This is a genomic window from Agrococcus pavilionensis RW1 (genome assembly GCF_000400485.1).
In the GTDB taxonomy this organism is placed as follows: Bacteria; Actinomycetota; Actinomycetes; order Actinomycetales; family Microbacteriaceae; genus Agrococcus; species Agrococcus pavilionensis.
On the sequence record NZ_ASHR01000005.1, the window covers coordinates 1 to 14,248 of the forward strand.

15 protein-coding genes, 1 tRNA gene and 2 pseudogenes are annotated in these 14,248 nt (G+C 72.9%); 6 read left to right on the plus strand and 12 right to left on the minus strand.

Annotation, left to right across the window (positions count from 1 at the left end):
* Both L332_RS29985 and L332_RS17285 read right to left on the minus strand, forming a co-directional pair.
* Positions 1 to 181, minus strand: a pseudogene (locus tag L332_RS29985) (IS3-like element ISPfr13 family transposase); the annotation flags it as partial.
* Between the two features lie 77 nt (positions 182 to 258).
* Complete coding sequence (locus L332_RS17285; protein WP_021009488.1) at positions 259 to 570, minus strand: transposase; 312 nt, start codon at positions 568 to 570, stop codon at positions 259 to 261.
* Position 571: 1 nt separating this feature from the next.
* Here L332_RS17285 and L332_RS30640 point away from each other — a divergent pair.
* A pseudogene (locus L332_RS30640) lies at positions 572 to 844 on the plus strand (zinc ribbon domain-containing protein); the annotation flags it as partial.
* A gap of 240 nt (positions 845 to 1,084) precedes the next feature.
* Here the strand turns inward: L332_RS30640 and L332_RS30645 are convergent.
* Positions 1,085 to 1,324: a hypothetical protein gene (locus L332_RS30645; protein WP_211220872.1), complete on the minus strand. Its 240-nt coding sequence runs from the start codon at positions 1,322 to 1,324 to the stop codon at positions 1,085 to 1,087.
* Positions 1,325 to 1,451: 127 nt separating this feature from the next.
* Positions 1,452 to 1,524: transfer RNA gene (locus L332_RS17295), tRNA-Ala, on the minus strand.
* A gap of 128 nt (positions 1,525 to 1,652) precedes the next feature.
* Here L332_RS17295 and L332_RS17300 point away from each other — a divergent pair.
* Positions 1,653 to 2,132: a hypothetical protein gene (locus tag L332_RS17300; RefSeq protein WP_021064847.1), complete on the plus strand. Its 480-nt coding sequence runs from the start codon at positions 1,653 to 1,655 to the stop codon at positions 2,130 to 2,132.
* 18 nt (positions 2,133 to 2,150) lie between these two features.
* On the opposite strand, the gene L332_RS29200 is transcribed toward L332_RS17300, so the two are convergent.
* From L332_RS29200 to L332_RS17310, 3 genes are all read right to left on the minus strand, one after another.
* On the minus strand, positions 2,151 to 3,314 hold the full coding sequence (locus L332_RS29200; protein WP_021064848.1) for a hypothetical protein: 1,164 nt from the start codon (positions 3,312 to 3,314) through the stop codon (positions 2,151 to 2,153).
* Positions 3,315 to 3,389: 75 nt separating this feature from the next.
* On the minus strand, positions 3,390 to 4,073 hold the full coding sequence (locus L332_RS17305) for a GNAT family N-acetyltransferase (RefSeq protein ID WP_052588575.1): 684 nt from the start codon (positions 4,071 to 4,073) through the stop codon (positions 3,390 to 3,392).
* A gap of 74 nt (positions 4,074 to 4,147) precedes the next feature.
* Entirely contained in the window at positions 4,148 to 6,436 is a 2,289-nt protein-coding gene (locus tag L332_RS17310) for an LLM class flavin-dependent oxidoreductase (protein WP_021009492.1), read from the minus strand.
* Between the two features lie 53 nt (positions 6,437 to 6,489).
* On the opposite strand from L332_RS17310, the gene L332_RS17315 reads away from it, so the two are divergent.
* Genes L332_RS17315 through mscL form a run of 3 tightly spaced genes read left to right on the plus strand, consistent with a single transcriptional unit; the run spans position 6,490 to position 7,802 of the window.
* Positions 6,490 to 7,092 (plus strand): 5-formyltetrahydrofolate cyclo-ligase, encoded by a 603-nt coding sequence (locus tag L332_RS17315; protein ID WP_021009493.1) that lies wholly within the window; start codon positions 6,490 to 6,492, stop codon positions 7,090 to 7,092.
* 3 nt (positions 7,093 to 7,095) lie between these two features.
* A complete protein-coding gene (locus L332_RS17320; RefSeq protein WP_021009494.1) occupies positions 7,096 to 7,407 on the plus strand; it encodes an FmdB family zinc ribbon protein in 312 nt (103 codons plus the stop codon).
* A 2-nt stretch (positions 7,408 to 7,409) separates the two neighbouring features.
* Complete coding sequence (mscL, locus tag L332_RS17325; RefSeq protein WP_021009495.1) at positions 7,410 to 7,802, plus strand: large conductance mechanosensitive channel protein MscL; 393 nt, start codon at positions 7,410 to 7,412, stop codon at positions 7,800 to 7,802.
* Positions 7,803 to 7,861: 59 nt separating this feature from the next.
* On the opposite strand, the gene L332_RS17330 is transcribed toward mscL, so the two are convergent.
* The 4 genes from L332_RS17330 to L332_RS17345 form a co-directional block, all read right to left on the minus strand.
* The gene (locus L332_RS17330; protein ID WP_021009496.1) at positions 7,862 to 8,110 is read right to left on the minus strand and encodes a hypothetical protein; all 249 of its coding nucleotides are present in this window, start codon (positions 8,108 to 8,110) and stop codon (positions 7,862 to 7,864) included.
* The gene (locus L332_RS17335) at positions 8,107 to 11,853 is read right to left on the minus strand and encodes an ATPase AAA (protein WP_021009497.1); all 3,747 of its coding nucleotides are present in this window, start codon (positions 11,851 to 11,853) and stop codon (positions 8,107 to 8,109) included. The genes L332_RS17330 and L332_RS17335 overlap by 4 nt, the downstream gene beginning before the upstream one ends.
* 67 nt (positions 11,854 to 11,920) lie before the next feature.
* Complete coding sequence (locus L332_RS17340) at positions 11,921 to 12,985, minus strand: lipid II:glycine glycyltransferase FemX (protein ID WP_144060978.1); 1,065 nt, start codon at positions 12,983 to 12,985, stop codon at positions 11,921 to 11,923.
* A gap of 110 nt (positions 12,986 to 13,095) precedes the next feature.
* Complete coding sequence (locus tag L332_RS17345) at positions 13,096 to 13,386, minus strand: DUF4287 domain-containing protein (RefSeq protein WP_021009499.1); 291 nt, start codon at positions 13,384 to 13,386, stop codon at positions 13,096 to 13,098.
* Between the two features lie 130 nt (positions 13,387 to 13,516).
* Between L332_RS17345 and L332_RS17350 the strand changes: the two genes are divergently transcribed.
* Positions 13,517 to 13,714: a hypothetical protein gene (locus L332_RS17350; RefSeq protein WP_021009500.1), complete on the plus strand. Its 198-nt coding sequence runs from the start codon at positions 13,517 to 13,519 to the stop codon at positions 13,712 to 13,714.
* Positions 13,715 to 13,904: 190 nt separating this feature from the next.
* Here the strand turns inward: L332_RS17350 and L332_RS17355 are convergent, their stop codons facing one another.
* Positions 13,905 to 14,225 (minus strand): metal-sensitive transcriptional regulator, encoded by a 321-nt coding sequence (locus L332_RS17355; protein WP_021009501.1) that lies wholly within the window; start codon positions 14,223 to 14,225, stop codon positions 13,905 to 13,907.
* Between the last annotated feature and the right edge of the window lie 23 nt (positions 14,226 to 14,248).

Here is a 14,248-nt window from a genome sequence, read left to right on the forward strand (position 1 = left end):
GCCGCTGGGACACGTCGTGGCCGGCACGTCGCAGATGCGTGGTCATCTTCCGCCGCCCGTACATGCCCTCCGGCGTGCCGACGGTCGCCAGCAGCGCGTCGATGATCACCGCGTCATCCACAGCGCGGTTGCTGGGCTGGGCGCGCTTCCACGCCCGGTAGGTTCGCGCGGCGACCTCCACGCCCTGCTCCCGCAGGACCTGGCAGACCGACTCGACCGCGCGGCCCTTGGCCCGCTGCTCGTCGATGAAGCCGACGATCAGCGGCGTCGGGGGTCGAGTTCCCCGGCGAAGAAAACCGCCGCGTCGCGCAGGATCGCGTTCGCCTCACGCAGCTCACGGTTCTCCCGCTCAAGCCGCCGCACCCGCTCCGACTCGCTCGTCGAGGCGCCCTGCCGTTCGCCGGCGTCGATCTGAGCCTGCCGCACCCATCGGCGCAGCGACTCGGCCCCGAAGCCGAGCCGTTTCGAGACCGTCTCGCACGCGGTCGTCAGGTTCGGGTACTCATCGAGATGGTCGAGCACGAGCCGGATCGCTCGCTGCTTCGTCTCCTCCGGGATCTGCTTCGGCATGATGACTATCTTCCTTCCAGACTCGAAAGGAACCGGCATCAAACCGGGGACGGTTCACCCGGCGCTCGTGCCTGCCGAGGTCTGGTACCAGGTGCAGTCCGTGCTCACCGCGCACCAGTGCGCCGTCGAAGCAACCCAAGTTCACGGCCACTATCTCAAAGGCACCATCCATTGCGGGCAGTGCGGCTCCCGGCTCATCGTCTCGAACGCAAAGAACCGCCACGGCAGCGTCTACTGCTACTTCGTGTGCTCCGGGCGGCACTCCAAACGCACCGACTGCACGCGCCAGGCGATGCTCATCGAGGATGTCGAGGAGCTCGTCGAGGACTACTACAGCCGCGTCCAGATCACGCCCGCCCAGCAGGACGCGCTCGCGGGCATGCTCCACCACGAGTTCGACCGGCTCATGGCCGCCGATATCGAGGAACTGGAACGCCTCACCACCAACCGCGACCGGCTCGAAGGCGAGCAAGACCGGCTCATGCAGGCGCACTATGCAGACGCGATCCCGCTCTCAGTGCTCAAGCGAGAGCAGGACCGCATCGTCGCTGAACTCGACCAGGTGACCCGTCGCATCGACGCTCACTTCGGCGACTACGCCGACGCCCGCGGCCACCTCTACGACGCCCTCGGCCTGCTCGCCAACTGCGCCGACATCTACACCCGCTGCGATGACACCAACCGGCGGCTGTGCAACCAGGCGTTCTTCACCAAGATCTACATCGACGAAGACAACGAGCTGCGCGTCGAGCACAACCTGCCCTTCGAGATGCTCCTCGATCCGCAGGTCAACGCCAACGCGCTGACCTGGGCAGACGCACACAAGACCCGAACCTCGACCAACGTTCCTGTTGGCAAGGGTTCGAGCCTTGTGCGTGCGGTGGACCCGGGGGGAATCGAACCCCCGACCTTCTCATTGCGAACGAGACGCGCTACCAACTGCGCCACGGGCCCGGACTGGAACAGCGTATAGGACGCGGGGCCGCTCGGCGAAATCGAGCCGCGACCGCCGCGGCGCGCCCTCGGGAAACGCTGAGCACGCGGTTGTCGATCAGTGTTACCGAACGCTGTTGCATATGGTCATGGACCGAGCGATCCCCTTCGTCACCAGCACCGTCGCCATCGTGAGCGGGCTCGCGCTCGCCGCGATCGTCTTCCTGACGTGGCAGCCGTGCGCCGGTCTCGGGCTGCCCGCGACGGGCGAGCCCGCCGCCGCGTGCGCGGCGATCAGCGATGCCGGCCCCACCGGCTGGATCGGGTCGCTGTGGCCGCTCGCGCTCGTCGTGGCGCTCTACGCCGCCTTCCGGGCGGTCGCGACGCACTGGACCGCCGGGACGATCGCCGCGGTGCCCGTGCTCGTGCTGCTCGCCGTCGCCGCGAACCCCGCGGTCGAGGCGACGCTCCTGGGGCTCCGGACGGCATCGGCGGGCGAGCCGCCCTGGACGGGCTCGCTCACCGCGCTCGTGCTGCTGCTCGCGGGGCTGCTGATCTCGTCGACGGTGCCGCGCCACGTCGCGACGCGCCGGCCCGACGCCGCGCGTGTGCAGCTTGTGCAGGCCTGAGCCGACGGACCCCGGGGCTCAGCCCACGCGGCGCGCGAACGCCGCGTGCACGTCGACGTCCGCGAGGTCGTCGTCGACGAGGCCCATCGAGGCGAAGCGCGAGCCGCTCGTCGCGGGCGCCCGACGCGCGGGCTGCTCGCGACGGATGGGGTGCTCGTCCTGCTGCGTCTCGAGCGGCTCCTCGGCGCGCACGACCTCGAGCGCCTCGGCCTGCGCGACCGCCTCCCGCACGGGCAGCTCGCGGATGGGCAGCGCGGGCTGCGTCGGCGCGAGCCGGCGCTCCGTCTCGGTCGGTGCCTGGGCGATCTCGCCCGTGACGATCTCGTCGAAGCTCGGCTCGAGCCGCGTCACGCGCGCGACCGGTCCCGAGAGGGCACGGCGGTCGGCGTTGAGCTGCTCGCGGGCGCGCTGCAGCAGGTCGTCGCTCGCCTTGTACTCGACGCGCGCGCGCTGCTCGGGCACCGGCTGCGGCGACCACGAGCGCGACTCGAGCACCTCGGCCGTCGCAAGCATCCCGATGCGGCCCGACTGGCGCGCCACGACCTGCTCAGCCACCCGCTCCTCTTCCGCGACAGCCTCGGCGGCGACCTTCCGCGCCTCGACGAGCGTGCGCACCTGGGGCGCCGTCGACGCCGCGACCCGACGCATCCGCTGCGCCGACGCGTTGACCGCCACGAGCCCCACGACGCCGAGCACCGCGACGGCGGCGCCGACCGCGACGAGCACCTGCATCGCGGGCACGAGCGCACCGGCGACGACGCCCAGCAGCGCGACGAGCACGAGCGCGAAGCACGCGAGGCGCGTGCGGCGCAAGCGCTGCGTGCGCGACATCGACGACTTCACGGCCGCGCGCACCTCGCGCTCGACCGCCTTGATCTGCTCGTCGAGCTCGCGCGCGCGAGCGACGGCCTTCGCGTGCTCGAGCGCCTGCTTGAGCCGCTGCTCCTTGGCGACGGCCTTCTGCTGCACCGCGACCGTGCGGGCGTCGACCTCGAGCCGCACCTCCTCGGGCGCCTCCTGCGACTCCGCCATGATGCGGAGCGTCTGCTGCAGCCGGATGGCGTTGCGCTCGGTCGCGAGGTACTCGCGCTTCCGCGTCCACACGGGCACGAGGTATGCGACCCAGAGCACGACGGCGACGATGAGGACGAGCGACGTCCCGAGACCTGCGAACTCTGGCATGGCCAGCACGGTATCTTTCCGCGACGGCAAGGCCGGGCAGGCGGCGCGGCGGTTCGCGACGAGTCGCGCGAGGAACTACGCCGAGCGGTCGGCGCGCGGGTCGCCGCCGACCTCGACCGGGTAGACCGAGCGGTCGAACGGCGGCACGCGGCCGGCCAGGAAGCGCTGCAGCACGGGCTCGGGCAGCTCCTCCCGCACGAGCGCGAAGCACAGGTGGTCGCGCCAGTCGCCGTCGATGTGGATGTAGCGGCGGCGGCAGCCCTCGTAGCGGAAGCCGAGCTTCTCGACCACGCGCAGGCTCGCGAGGTTCTCGGGCCGGATGCACACCTCGACCCGGTGCAGGCCGAGGCCGAGCATGAGGTGGTCGGTGACGAGCGCGACCGCGATCGTCGTCGCACCGCGGCCGGCGAACCGGCGCGCGATCCAGTAGCCCAGGGTCGAGGAGGACAGCGCGCCGCCCGAGATGTTCGCGACGTTGAGCTGCCCCGCGAACTCGCCGTCGACCTCGATCGCGAAGGCGAGCCCCGTGCCCTCGCGGTCGGACTCGAGCAGCGAGCGGATCGACGACTTCGTGTCGAAGCGGCCGCTCGGCCGCGAGCCCGGCAGCGTCGCCTCCCAGCGCTCGAGCCACGGGCGGTTCGCGATGAGCTCGGCCTCGAGCGCCTTGGCGTCGCGCATCCGGATGCCCCGCACGGTCACGGGCCCATGCGAGAGGCGGGGCGCGCTGTCGAACACGAGACCGAGCCTAGACGCACGCATCTCGATACGGCGCCGCGGGCCTACTCGATGAGCGGGTGGGGGCGGGCCTAGTCGATGAGCGGGTCGGGGCGGGCCTACTCGATGAGCGAAGGGGCGGGAGCGATGTTGAAGTTGTCGCGGAAGAGGTTGTCGGGGTCGACCTCGGCCTTCAGCGCCCGCAAGCGCGCGAGCGTCGCCGGCGGGAACGCATCCTCGAGCCGTCCCGGGCGCTGATCCGTCTCGAACGAGAGGTAGAGCCCGGTTGCGTGGGGTGCGACGAGCGTGTCCCATGCGGCGTCGAGGCGCGTGCGATCCGCCCCGAACGCGATGACCGAGAACTTCGCGTCGCGGTGCGCGAACGCCGTGGCATCCGCCGGCACGTCGGCGATCGCGCCGCCCATCGCGCGGATCTGGAAGAAGTAGTGCGCGCCGGCGTCGAGGAAGCGCGCGAGCGCCCGCGCGACCTCCGGCGTGATCGAGCCGATGAGCACCGAGCGTGTCGTCGGCTCGCCCTGCCCCCGGTGCGCGCCGCCGGGGGCGTTGTCGATGACGCCCGCGTAGCTCGACCGCACGACCTGCTGGCCGACGAGCGGCGCGATCGCGGCGAAGGCCTGCAGGTGGCCGACGATCGACTCGGGGTCGGATGCGTCGACCGCGATCATCGCCTGCGCGATGCGCGGCTGCCGGGGCCGGTCACCGCCGAGCAGCAGGAACGGCGTCACGATCCGGTCGCTCGCCTCCGTCACCGCGCCGAAGCGCTCGAGGAAGTCGGCCGTCTCGCTCGCGTCGAAGGCGAGCTGCGCGAAGCCGATCTCGCCGACCGGCCGCGCGACCATCTCGAAGGCGACCGCGACGCCGAGGTTCCCGCCCGCGCCGCGCATCCCCCAGTAGAGCTCGGGGCGCTCGTCGCGGCTCGCGCGCACGAGGCTGCCGTCGGCGAGCACGACCTCGACCGCCTCGATGTGGTCGATCGTGAGGCCGTGCTCGCGGCCGAGGAAGCCGACGCCGCCCGCGGTCGCGAGCCCGCCGACCCCGACGCCGCGGTAGTCGCCCGAGGAGATCGCCCAGCCGTGCTCGTCGAGCACCGTCGCGACCCGGCCCCACGTCGCGCCAGCGCCGATGCGCACGAGGCGACGCGACGCATCCACGACGTCGATGCGGTCGAGCGCGCTCAGCTCGATCACGATGCCGCCGTCGTTCGTCGAGCGGCCCGAGATGCCGTGCCCGGCCGAGCGGATGCTGAGCGGCACGCGCTCGCCCGCGCCCTGCTCGCGCGCCCAGGCAAGGGCCTCCCCGACCTGCGCGGCGCTCGTCGGGCGCAGCACGACGCCTGGCGCGCCGCCGCGGAGGTAGGTGTTCTGCAGCTCGGGGTACTCCCACGAGCCCGGCTCGACCGCCGTCGCCGTGAGGCTCGCGGGGATCGACGCGTAGTCGAGCGCCTCGGAGCGCAGCCGCAGCGCCGCCGCCGGGAGCGAGCCGGCCGGCTCGGTGCCGCGCTCGCCGCGCTCGGCGGCGACCGCCGCGCGCACCGCGGGCGCGACCTCCTCGATGAATCGCTGCATGAGCGCCGGGTCGTCGGCCATGACGATGAAGGTGCTCATGCCGTCCTCGAGCGCGAGCTCGGTGAGCTCGCGCTCCCACTGCGAGGGCGGGCCCTGCAGCGGGCCGCCGGCCACGTCGCGGAACGCGCCCCCGATGTTGAGCAGCCGCTTGACCTCGCGCAGATCGCGGCCCGCCTTCTCGGCCGCCGCATCGATCGCCGCGTTGCCGCGCGCGAGGTCGCCCGGCTGCAGGTAGCCGAGGCTCGGCAGCCAGCCATCGCCGAGCCGGCCCGTGAGGCGCAGCATCCGCGGCTTGTAGGCGCCGATGTGGATCGGCAGCCGGTGCGCGGGCCGCGGCCCGCGCTTCGCGCCCGCGACGCGGTGGTGCTCGCCGTCGAGGCGCAGCCCGCCGCGCTCGGTCGTGTCCCAGATGCCGCGGATGATCGCGATCGCCTCCGCGAGCGCGTCGACGCCCTGCCCGGGCGTGAGCCTCTCGCCGCCCATCGCGGCGATCGCGTCCCAGAAGCCGCCGGAGCCCAGGCCGAGCTCGAAGCGACCGCCGGTGAGCAGGTCGAGGCTCGCGGCGCTGCGGGCGAGCACCGCCGGCTGCCGCAGCGGCAGGTTCGCGACGTTCGGGGCGAGGCGGATGCGCTCGGTCGCGGCACCGAGGTACGACAGCAGGGTCCACGTGTCGAGGAACGCCGGCTGGTAGGGGTGGTCCTGGAAGGTCGCGAGGTCGTAGCCGAGCCGCTCCGCGAGCTGCGCGAGCCGCACGGGCTGCTCGGCGGGGGCGTTCGTCGGCGTGATGAAGACGCCGAACTCGATCTCGTGGCCGTAGTCCATGCCGGGTGCAACCCGGATCGGGCCCGGAAGCATCCCGCGCTAGATTCACCGGCATGAGCGAGCACGATGACGAGACCGCCGTCGAGGACGCAAAGCGCGCGCTGCGCCGCCGGCTCCGCACCGAGCGGGCCGAGCGCGGCGATGACTTCGCCGCCGAGCGCTCCGGCGGCCTGACGGCCAACCTGCAGCGACTCACGGAGCAGCTCGGCGCCCGCACGATCTCCGCCTACCTGTCGCTGCCGCAAGAGCCCGACACGCGGGCCTTCCTGGAGTGGGCGGCGAGCGCGGGCGTGCGCGTGCTGCTGCCGGTCATCCGCGCCGACGGGCTGCTCGACTGGGCCGAGCACGACGGCACCGAGACGGTCGAGGCGACCCTCGGCATGCCCGAGCCGACCGCGGAGTCGCTCCCGCCGACGGCGGTCGAGTCGATCGACCTCATGCTCATCCCCGCGACCGCGGTCGGCCGCGACGGCTCGCGGCTCGGCGGCGGGCGCGGATTCTTCGACAAGACCATCGCCGCCATGGCAGAATGTCCACCGGTCTATGCGGTCGTGCACGACGAGGAGCTCTTCGACAGCGTTCCCCACGCGGCGTACGACCAGCCCGTCGACGGCGTGGTCACGCAGTCCGGGATCTACACGACTTCGAGGAGCTGAGCCTTGCCCGTCTACGCCTACGCCTGTGCCGCTTGCGGCCACGCCTTCGACGCACGCCAGAGCTTCGACGAGCCCGCCCTCACCGTCTGCGAGCGGTGCGGCGGCGCGCTGCGGAAGCAGTACGGCTCGATCGGCGTGACCTTCAACGGCCCCGGCTTCTACCGCACCGACTCGCGCTCGACGGGCTCGAGCTCGAGCGCCGCGTCGAGCAGCAAGGGCGCGGATGCGTCGAAGGGCTCGGGCGCGAAGGAGTCGAGCACTCCCGCGAAGAGCGCGGCGCCGGCCGCGACCGGCAGCTCGAGCACGGCGGCCTGACGATGCTCGACGGCTTCAAGAAGTTCCTGCTGCGCGGCAACGTCGTCGAGCTCGCGACCGCGGTCGTGATCGGCACGGCGTTCACGGGCATCGTCACCGCCTTCACCGAGGCGATCATCAACCCGCTGCTCGCGATGGCCTTCGACGCCGACGCGCTCTCGGACGCGACGGTCGGACCGTTCCGGATCGGCCTGCTGCTCGCCGCGATGATCAACTTCCTCATCATCGCCGCGGTCGTCTACTTCGTGCTCATCTTCCCGATGGCGAAGCTCAAGGAGCGGATGGACCGCCGTCGCGGCATCCAGCCCGACGAGCCGGCCGAGACCGACGTCGAGGTGCTGCAGGACATCCGCGAGCTGCTGCGCGCGCAGCAGGCGGGCCCGCCGCGCACCTGACCCGGCGAGTCGACCAGGGCGGTCCCCGACGGGGCCGCCCTGCGTCGTCCCCGGATGCGTCAGCCCCAGTGCGGGGGGACGTCGCCCTTGAGCCGCGCGTCGTTCTCCCTCGAGGACTGCTGCCGCTCGGGCTCCGGCTCCCCCGTCCAGCCCGGCACCGGCTCGGTCGTCACGCGCCGGCCGCGCTTGCGGATGACCAGGCGCGCGGGCTCCGCGCGCTCGGCGGGGGCCGCGGGCGTCGCCTCGGCGCGCTCCGCCGGCTCGGCGTCCAGCTCCCGGCCGTCAGCGGCCGGTGCGTCGGCGGTCACGACCGCGACGCATCCGCCCCGACGAGCTCGGCGATGCGGTCGGCGACGCCCTCGGGGTCGGTGAAGAGCTCGAAGGCGTGCACGCGCATCGTGTGCCAGCCGAAGCGGCGGAGGATCTCGGGGCGCAGGCGCAGCGCCTCGCGCAGCGTGCGGTCGCCGTCGTCGTGGTCGGCCTCGATCGCCGCGCATACGCCGCCGTTCGCGACCACGAGCGGCAGCTGGCCGTCGTAGGAGACGTCGGCGCGGAGGCCCCGCCGGCGCAGCCGCGTCGCGAGGTCGATCATGAGCGGGTCGCCGCCGAAGAACGCCTTCCGCGGCGCCTCGGCGGCCGCGTCGAGCAGGATCTCGCGCAGCATCGCCGCGCCGTGCTCGAGCCGCTCGGGGTCGAGCTCGGCGGCGTCAAATGCGGTGACGATCTGCAGCGCCTTCCGCGCGCGCGTCATCGCGACGGCGAGCAGCCGCTCGCCGCCGGGCTGGCCGAGCGTGCCGAAGTCGACGTTGCGGCCGTGCTTCGTGTGACCGTAGCCGACCGAGAAGATCACCCGGTCGCGGCTGAGCGCGGCGGCGTGCGTGATGTCGACGATGACGAACGGCTCGTCGCGGTCGGCGACGACGAAGTCGGTCAGCTGGCTCGATCCCGCGAGCGCCGCCATGACGGCCTGCTGCACGCGCACCGCGTGCCGCTCGTTGGCGGTGACGACCATGAGCGACTCCTGCGGCCGCGAGCGCGCGTGCTGCGTGACGAGCTGCACGACGCGGTCGACCTCGCCGTCGGGGCTCTCGACCGTCGCCGCGCCCTGCTCTGGCAGGCCGTGCGCGCCGTGCACGATCGAGGTGGTGAGCGAGCGGTGCCCGAGGTAGGCGCCCGCCCACGGCAGCGCCTCGATGCGGCCCTCGTAGAAGCGCTCGTTCACCGCCGTCACGAGGTCGGCGCCGCCGGTGCGGTACGAGCGCGTGAGGCGCAGCATCGGCAGCACCGCGCCGAGCCGCGAGAGCGCCGACTCGGCGTGCAGCTCGTCGGGCGACGCGAGCTCCTCGCTCGGCCGCACGCCGAGCGTCGAGATGCCGACGTCGAAGGGCGCGGGCGTCTGCGTCACCGAGTCGCCGACCGCGATCACCTGGCGCGCGCGGCTGATCGCGCCCGCCGCCTCGGCGATCGTGATCGCGCCCGCGTCTGCGATGACGACGGCGTCGAAGGGGATGCGCTTGGGCACCCGGTGCAGGTCGTAGGGCGAGGAGAGCCACACGGGCGCGACCGAGCGGGTGAGGTGCGGGGCGAGCCGCTGCAGCTCGTCGGCGTCGACCGGGCCCGCCTTGATGAGGCGACGCAGCGCATCCGCCTCGTCCGGGTGGTCGTCGACCGCGAGCCGCCACGCGCGCGCGATCTGGTGCGCGAGCCGGGCGCTCGAGGCGTCGACGTGCGCCTCGTCGACGAGCGCGAAGTCCTGCTCGAGCCGGCGCAGCACGTCGGTGTTGCCGCGCAGGAGCGCGCGCTCCTTGGCGATCATCGACTGCAGCGCCGACTGCCACCACGCGAGGTCGAGCTCGTGCTCGACCTGGTCGTCGGCGACGTGCCGGTCGGCGAAGTCGGCGAGCAGCGCGTCGAGGCCGAGCCGCTCGATGCCCGTCATGAGCTCGGCGCGCTCGGTGATGTTCTGGAGCGCATCGCTCGGGGCGGCGAGCTCGGCGATGCGCTGCTCGAGCTCGGGCAGCGGCAGGTCGACGCTCTTGACGTCGGGGCTCAGCGCCGCGTCGAGGCGGGCGAGCTTGCCCTCGACCTCGCGGAGCGTCGCGTCGAGCGCGCCGAGGCCCGCGGGCACCGTCGGGATCGAGCCGTCGGGCGCGAACTTCGCCCACAGTCGCCGCTGCTGCTGCGCGGCGACGAGCACGTCGTGCAGGTCGGGCACGTGCGCGCCGGGCCGCACGTACTCCTCGGCGAGCTTCTTGAGCCGGCGGCGTTGCATGGCGCCGAGCGACTGGATCGCCTCGCGCCGCGGACCGGTCGCGGCGATGAGCTCGCCGAGCGGCCGGTCGTAGATCGACGGCGTCATGACGTCGAGCGTCGCGCGCACGTCGGTGAGCAGCGCGACCTGGATCGCGAGGTCGGCGAGCGTCGCGGCGGGCCGCAGCTTGGTGTCGCCGACGACCTTGCGGGCGTTCGCGATGAGGCCCGCGAGCTCGCCGTCGCCGTCGGTGCCCGCGAGCGCCTGCGCGTCGGCGAGGGCCGCGGATGCGTCGCTCGAGGTCTGGAAGGACGCCCCGTACCAGGGCGTGTCGCTCGGCCCGTACTTGAACTGGCCGAGCGCCGCGGCCTTCCGCATCGTGGCGGCGACGCGGGGTCGGTCGGTCGCGAGCGTACGGGTCGCCTGCTCGCTCAGCCGCGCGCGCGTCGAGGGCGGCGTCGGCAGCATCGCGAGCCGCGAGAGCTCCTTGAGCGCGTCGAGCACGCTCACCTGCAGCTGCGGGTCGACGCGGCGGAGCGCCGCGCGGTAGTCGAGCAGCACCTTCCGCAGGCGCAGCATCGCCTCGTCGATCTCGGCCGTCTCGGGCCGGCCCGACTGCTCGATGCGGCGGATCGCGGCGATGAGGTCGCGGCGCAGCGTCGCCTCCGAGACGGCGAGCGCCTCGAGCTTCGTGCTCGCGAGCCGGTCGGCGATGTCGCGGAGCGTCGCGCGGCGGGGGCTCACGACGAGCACGCGCTTGTCGTCGCTCACGAGCGCGGCGAGCACGTTCACGACCGTCTGCGTGAGGCCCGTGCCGGGCAGCGCCTCGACGACGATCGAGTTGCCGGCGGCCGCCTCGGCGATCACGGCGTCCTGCTCGTGGTCGGCGTCGAGCACGAGCCGGTCGACCTCGGGGTCGCGCTGGTCCTGCGGGGTCTCGTCGATGCCGCTGCGGCCCTCGCGCACGCGCCAGCGCGCCTGCTCGTCGCCGCGCACGGCGTCGAGCACGTCGTGCGGCGCCTGCTGCAGGTCGACGGCCATCGGCTCGCCGACGTCGGCGAACGTCGAGGCGAGCAGTCGCGCCTCGACCGTGAAGCCGGGCACGTGCGCCGCGGCCTGCCGCACGGCGTCGAGCACGGCGTTGGGCGTGAACGTGCCCTCGCCCGAGCCGAGCTCGATGAGGCGACGCTCGTCGAGCTGCACGCCGTGGTGGCCGCGCAGGATGCTCGCGAGCCGCGGGTTGACGAAGGGCTGGCCGAGCAGCTGCAGCTCGAAGTCGCGGCCGCGGCGGCGCACGATGAGCGGGCGCAGCAGCACCGGCCCGTAGACCTCCCGGCTCTGTCCATCGGCGGTGGCGTGCGGGAAGCGCGCCATGCCGATGCCGAGGTGCACGGCGTCGATCGAGCGGGCGGCGGCGAGCTCGATGCCCTTCGAGGCGATCGCGGCGGCGGCCGAGCGGGCGGCGCGCAGCGCGAGGTCGTCGCGGATGAGGCTCGACAGGGCCGTCGGGCGGCCGGTGATGAACTGCGCGAGGCCGCCCGGATGCGTCGCCGAGAGCTCGATGCGGGTCGCGGTGGTGTCGATGAAGTCGGTCAGCGGGCTCCGCCCGCCCACGCGCCGGAGCGCATCCGCCCATCCGGCCCACTCGCCGTCGCGACGGCTCACCGGGGGCTCGGGCGCGACGACGGGCGCCTCGCCCGTGAGCGATCGGTCGGGTCCGGGCGCGGGCTCGACGGCCCGCTCGAGGGTCGCGGCGTCGACGGGCTCGTCGCCCTGGAACTCGATCTCGTCTTCGCGCACGCAGTCACGATAGCCGCGGGGCCCCGCCGCGGCCGGGTGACACTGCGGGGAACCCGCGAACTGCCGCCTAGAACCAGGCGTCGCCCGTGCGCCGCGTGTAGACGGCGCGCAGCCAGCGGCCCGCCTTGTGCCAGAGCTTGTAGCGGCCGTTCAGCGGCAGCTCGAAGGTGGGCATGTACTTGACGGGCTCGGGCGCCCACGCGGTCTTGAACGTGTAGAGCCCGCGGATGTCGCTCGTCTCCCACTCCGCCGGGTCGGGGATGTTCGCGAGCTCGTAGAGCGTCACGCCCTGCGCGTGGAGGTCCTGCATGATCTTCCACTGCATGAGGTAGGGCGCGAAGATCTTCGCGTTCTCGCGGATCGAGCCCGCGTCCTTGTACCAGGCGGTGTCGCCGAAGCGGATGACGAACGCCATCGACTGCACCTCGCCCTCGTACTCGGCGACGTAGAAGTGGCCCTGCCCGACGGTCTTGTAGACGTCCCAGATGCGCTGGAAGTACTCGGGGTGGCGGAAGTAGCCGCCCGAGCGCTCCTTCGTCTCGCCGATGAGGCGGTGCATCTCCGCCTCGTTCTCGGCGGTCATCTCGGTCTTGCGCACGGTGACGCCGAACTTGTTCTCGGCCGCGCGGTAGCTGTTGCGGGCGCGCTTCTTGAAGCGCGCGGCGACCTCGTCGAGCGAGCCCGACAGGTCGACCGCGACCGCGTGCTGGTACTGGCTCGAGGCGGCGCGCACCCAGCCGTTGCGCTCGAAGGCGGCGATGAGCTCGGGATCCTCGGTCTGGAAGGTCTCCATCTTGAGGCCGAACCAGCGCTTCGGGTAGGCCTTCGCGCGCGCCGTGATCGCGTCGACCGCGGCGGCGTCGATGCCGCTCACGCGCGGGAGGAAGAGGATGCGACCGGCGAGCGGCGCGGAGCGCTCGAACAGCTGGATCGGCAGCTCGCGCGTGCCGCCGCCCATCGTCGGCACCGTCACGACGTCGCGCAGCGCCCTCCAGGGGCTCTCCTCACGGGTGCGCGCCCACGCATCCGACTGCATGTAGTGCGCGCGCGGCTGCCCCTCGAGCACCTGCGCGTCCCACGCGACCCCGTCGGTGGCCTTCGCGGGCGTGGGCTCGGTCGCGGAGATGCTCATGCGCTCGCTCTCGGGTCGATGGGGGCGGATGCGGTGGGGCGCTCGGGCGGATGGCCCCGGCGCGCTCGCACCGCCCTCGATCGTACCCGCGTCGAGCGCAGGAGCCGGGATCACGCGGGCTTCGTCGCCTTGCCGTCGAGCCAGAGCATGTCGCTCTCGTCGCGGTGCGAGCCGGTGGAGCCGACGTGCTTCGCGTCGATCTGCGGGCCCTTCTTGATGACGTGCACGAGCGCCATGCCGTGCCCGCGGCCGAGGCCGTAATCGGCCTGCAGCCACTCGAGGATCTGGCCCGCCTTGACGTCGGGGGCGTCGAAGCCGCGCTCCTTCGCGAGCTCGACGAGCTCGCGGGGCGTGAGGCCGGTCTTGTCCTCGATCGCGTCGAGGTACGCCTGGAAGGACATGCAAGCATTCTGCACGCCGCAGGCCCGCGCGTCACGCCCGTCTCGCTGCGCGCTCAAGGGCAACATCGTTGTCTCTCAAGGACCCCGCAACCCGCACCGCGAGCGGGCCGCCGTCGCTACGGTCGGCTCCATGACGATCGCGCACGGCATGGAGGGCGGCGCTGGAGACGAGGGCGTGCGACTGCGCAGCCTGCTCGAGGAGCTCCAGCACCTGGGACCTCGACCGCGATCCGGCCCGATCGCCGAGCTCCACCAGCAGCTCTGCGCCGAGGTCGAGGCGATGCTGCACACCCGGCGGGACGCTCGCGACACGCGCCGCTCGGCTTGATGCGGCGCGCGGCCGTCGACGGCCGTGCCTTCGCGGGCGGACATTCGGTCGCCGACATGCGCATCCGCCCGCTCTCGGGTTGATGGAAGCGGATGCGGCGGGCACCCGAGTCGCGACCGCACCGCGCCCGGTGGTCCCATGGTCTGGTCGCCGCGATTGCGGGCCTTGCACACGACCTGCCGGGCAATGGTCAGCGGACGAGCCGCTGGATGGCCTGCGATGCCTCTCTGATCTTCTCGTCGGCCACGTCGCCACCCGAGCGAGCGGCATCGGCGATGCAGTGCCGGAGATGATCCTCGAGCAGCCCCACGGCGACGTTCTCCAGGGCGCCCGTCAGGGCGGAGATCTGCGTGAGGATGTCGATGCAGTACCGCTCCTCGTCGACCATCCGGTGGATGCCTCGAGCCTGCCCCTCGATCCGCCTGAGCCGAGCGAGGTATCGATCCTTGTCGGTGATGTAGCCGTGCTCTCCCTCGTCGCACTGCGAGAGGCCCTGACCGGGTTCCTTCATGTTCGCCTCTCGCTCTGTCGTGC

Excerpts from the sequence above, each read along its gene's own strand:
- L332_RS17345 (WP_021009499.1), bottom strand. The coding sequence starts at position 13,386 with ATGTCCTTCCAGGCGTACCTCGACGCGATCGAGGACAAGACCGGCCTC.
- mscL (WP_021009495.1), top strand. The coding sequence starts at position 7,410 with ATGCTCGACGGCTTCAAGAAGTTCCTGCTGCGCGGCAACGTCGTCGAG.
- L332_RS17350 (WP_021009500.1), top strand. The coding sequence starts at position 13,517 with ATGACGATCGCGCACGGCATGGAGGGCGGCGCTGGAGACGAGGGCGTG.
- L332_RS17355 (WP_021009501.1), bottom strand. The coding sequence starts at position 14,225 with ATGAAGGAACCCGGTCAGGGCCTCTCGCAGTGCGACGAGGGAGAGCAC.
- L332_RS17285 (WP_021009488.1), bottom strand. The coding sequence starts at position 570 with ATGCCGAAGCAGATCCCGGAGGAGACGAAGCAGCGAGCGATCCGGCTC.
- L332_RS29200 (WP_021064848.1), bottom strand. The coding sequence starts at position 3,314 with ATGCCAGAGTTCGCAGGTCTCGGGACGTCGCTCGTCCTCATCGTCGCC.
- L332_RS17305 (WP_052588575.1), bottom strand. The coding sequence starts at position 4,073 with ATGCGTGCGTCTAGGCTCGGTCTCGTGTTCGACAGCGCGCCCCGCCTC.
- L332_RS17300 (WP_021064847.1), top strand. The coding sequence starts at position 1,653 with ATGGACCGAGCGATCCCCTTCGTCACCAGCACCGTCGCCATCGTGAGC.
- L332_RS17340 (WP_144060978.1), bottom strand. The coding sequence starts at position 12,985 with ATGAGCATCTCCGCGACCGAGCCCACGCCCGCGAAGGCCACCGACGGG.
- L332_RS17315 (WP_021009493.1), top strand. The coding sequence starts at position 6,490 with ATGAGCGAGCACGATGACGAGACCGCCGTCGAGGACGCAAAGCGCGCG.
- L332_RS17310 (WP_021009492.1), bottom strand. The coding sequence starts at position 6,436 with ATGGACTACGGCCACGAGATCGAGTTCGGCGTCTTCATCACGCCGACG.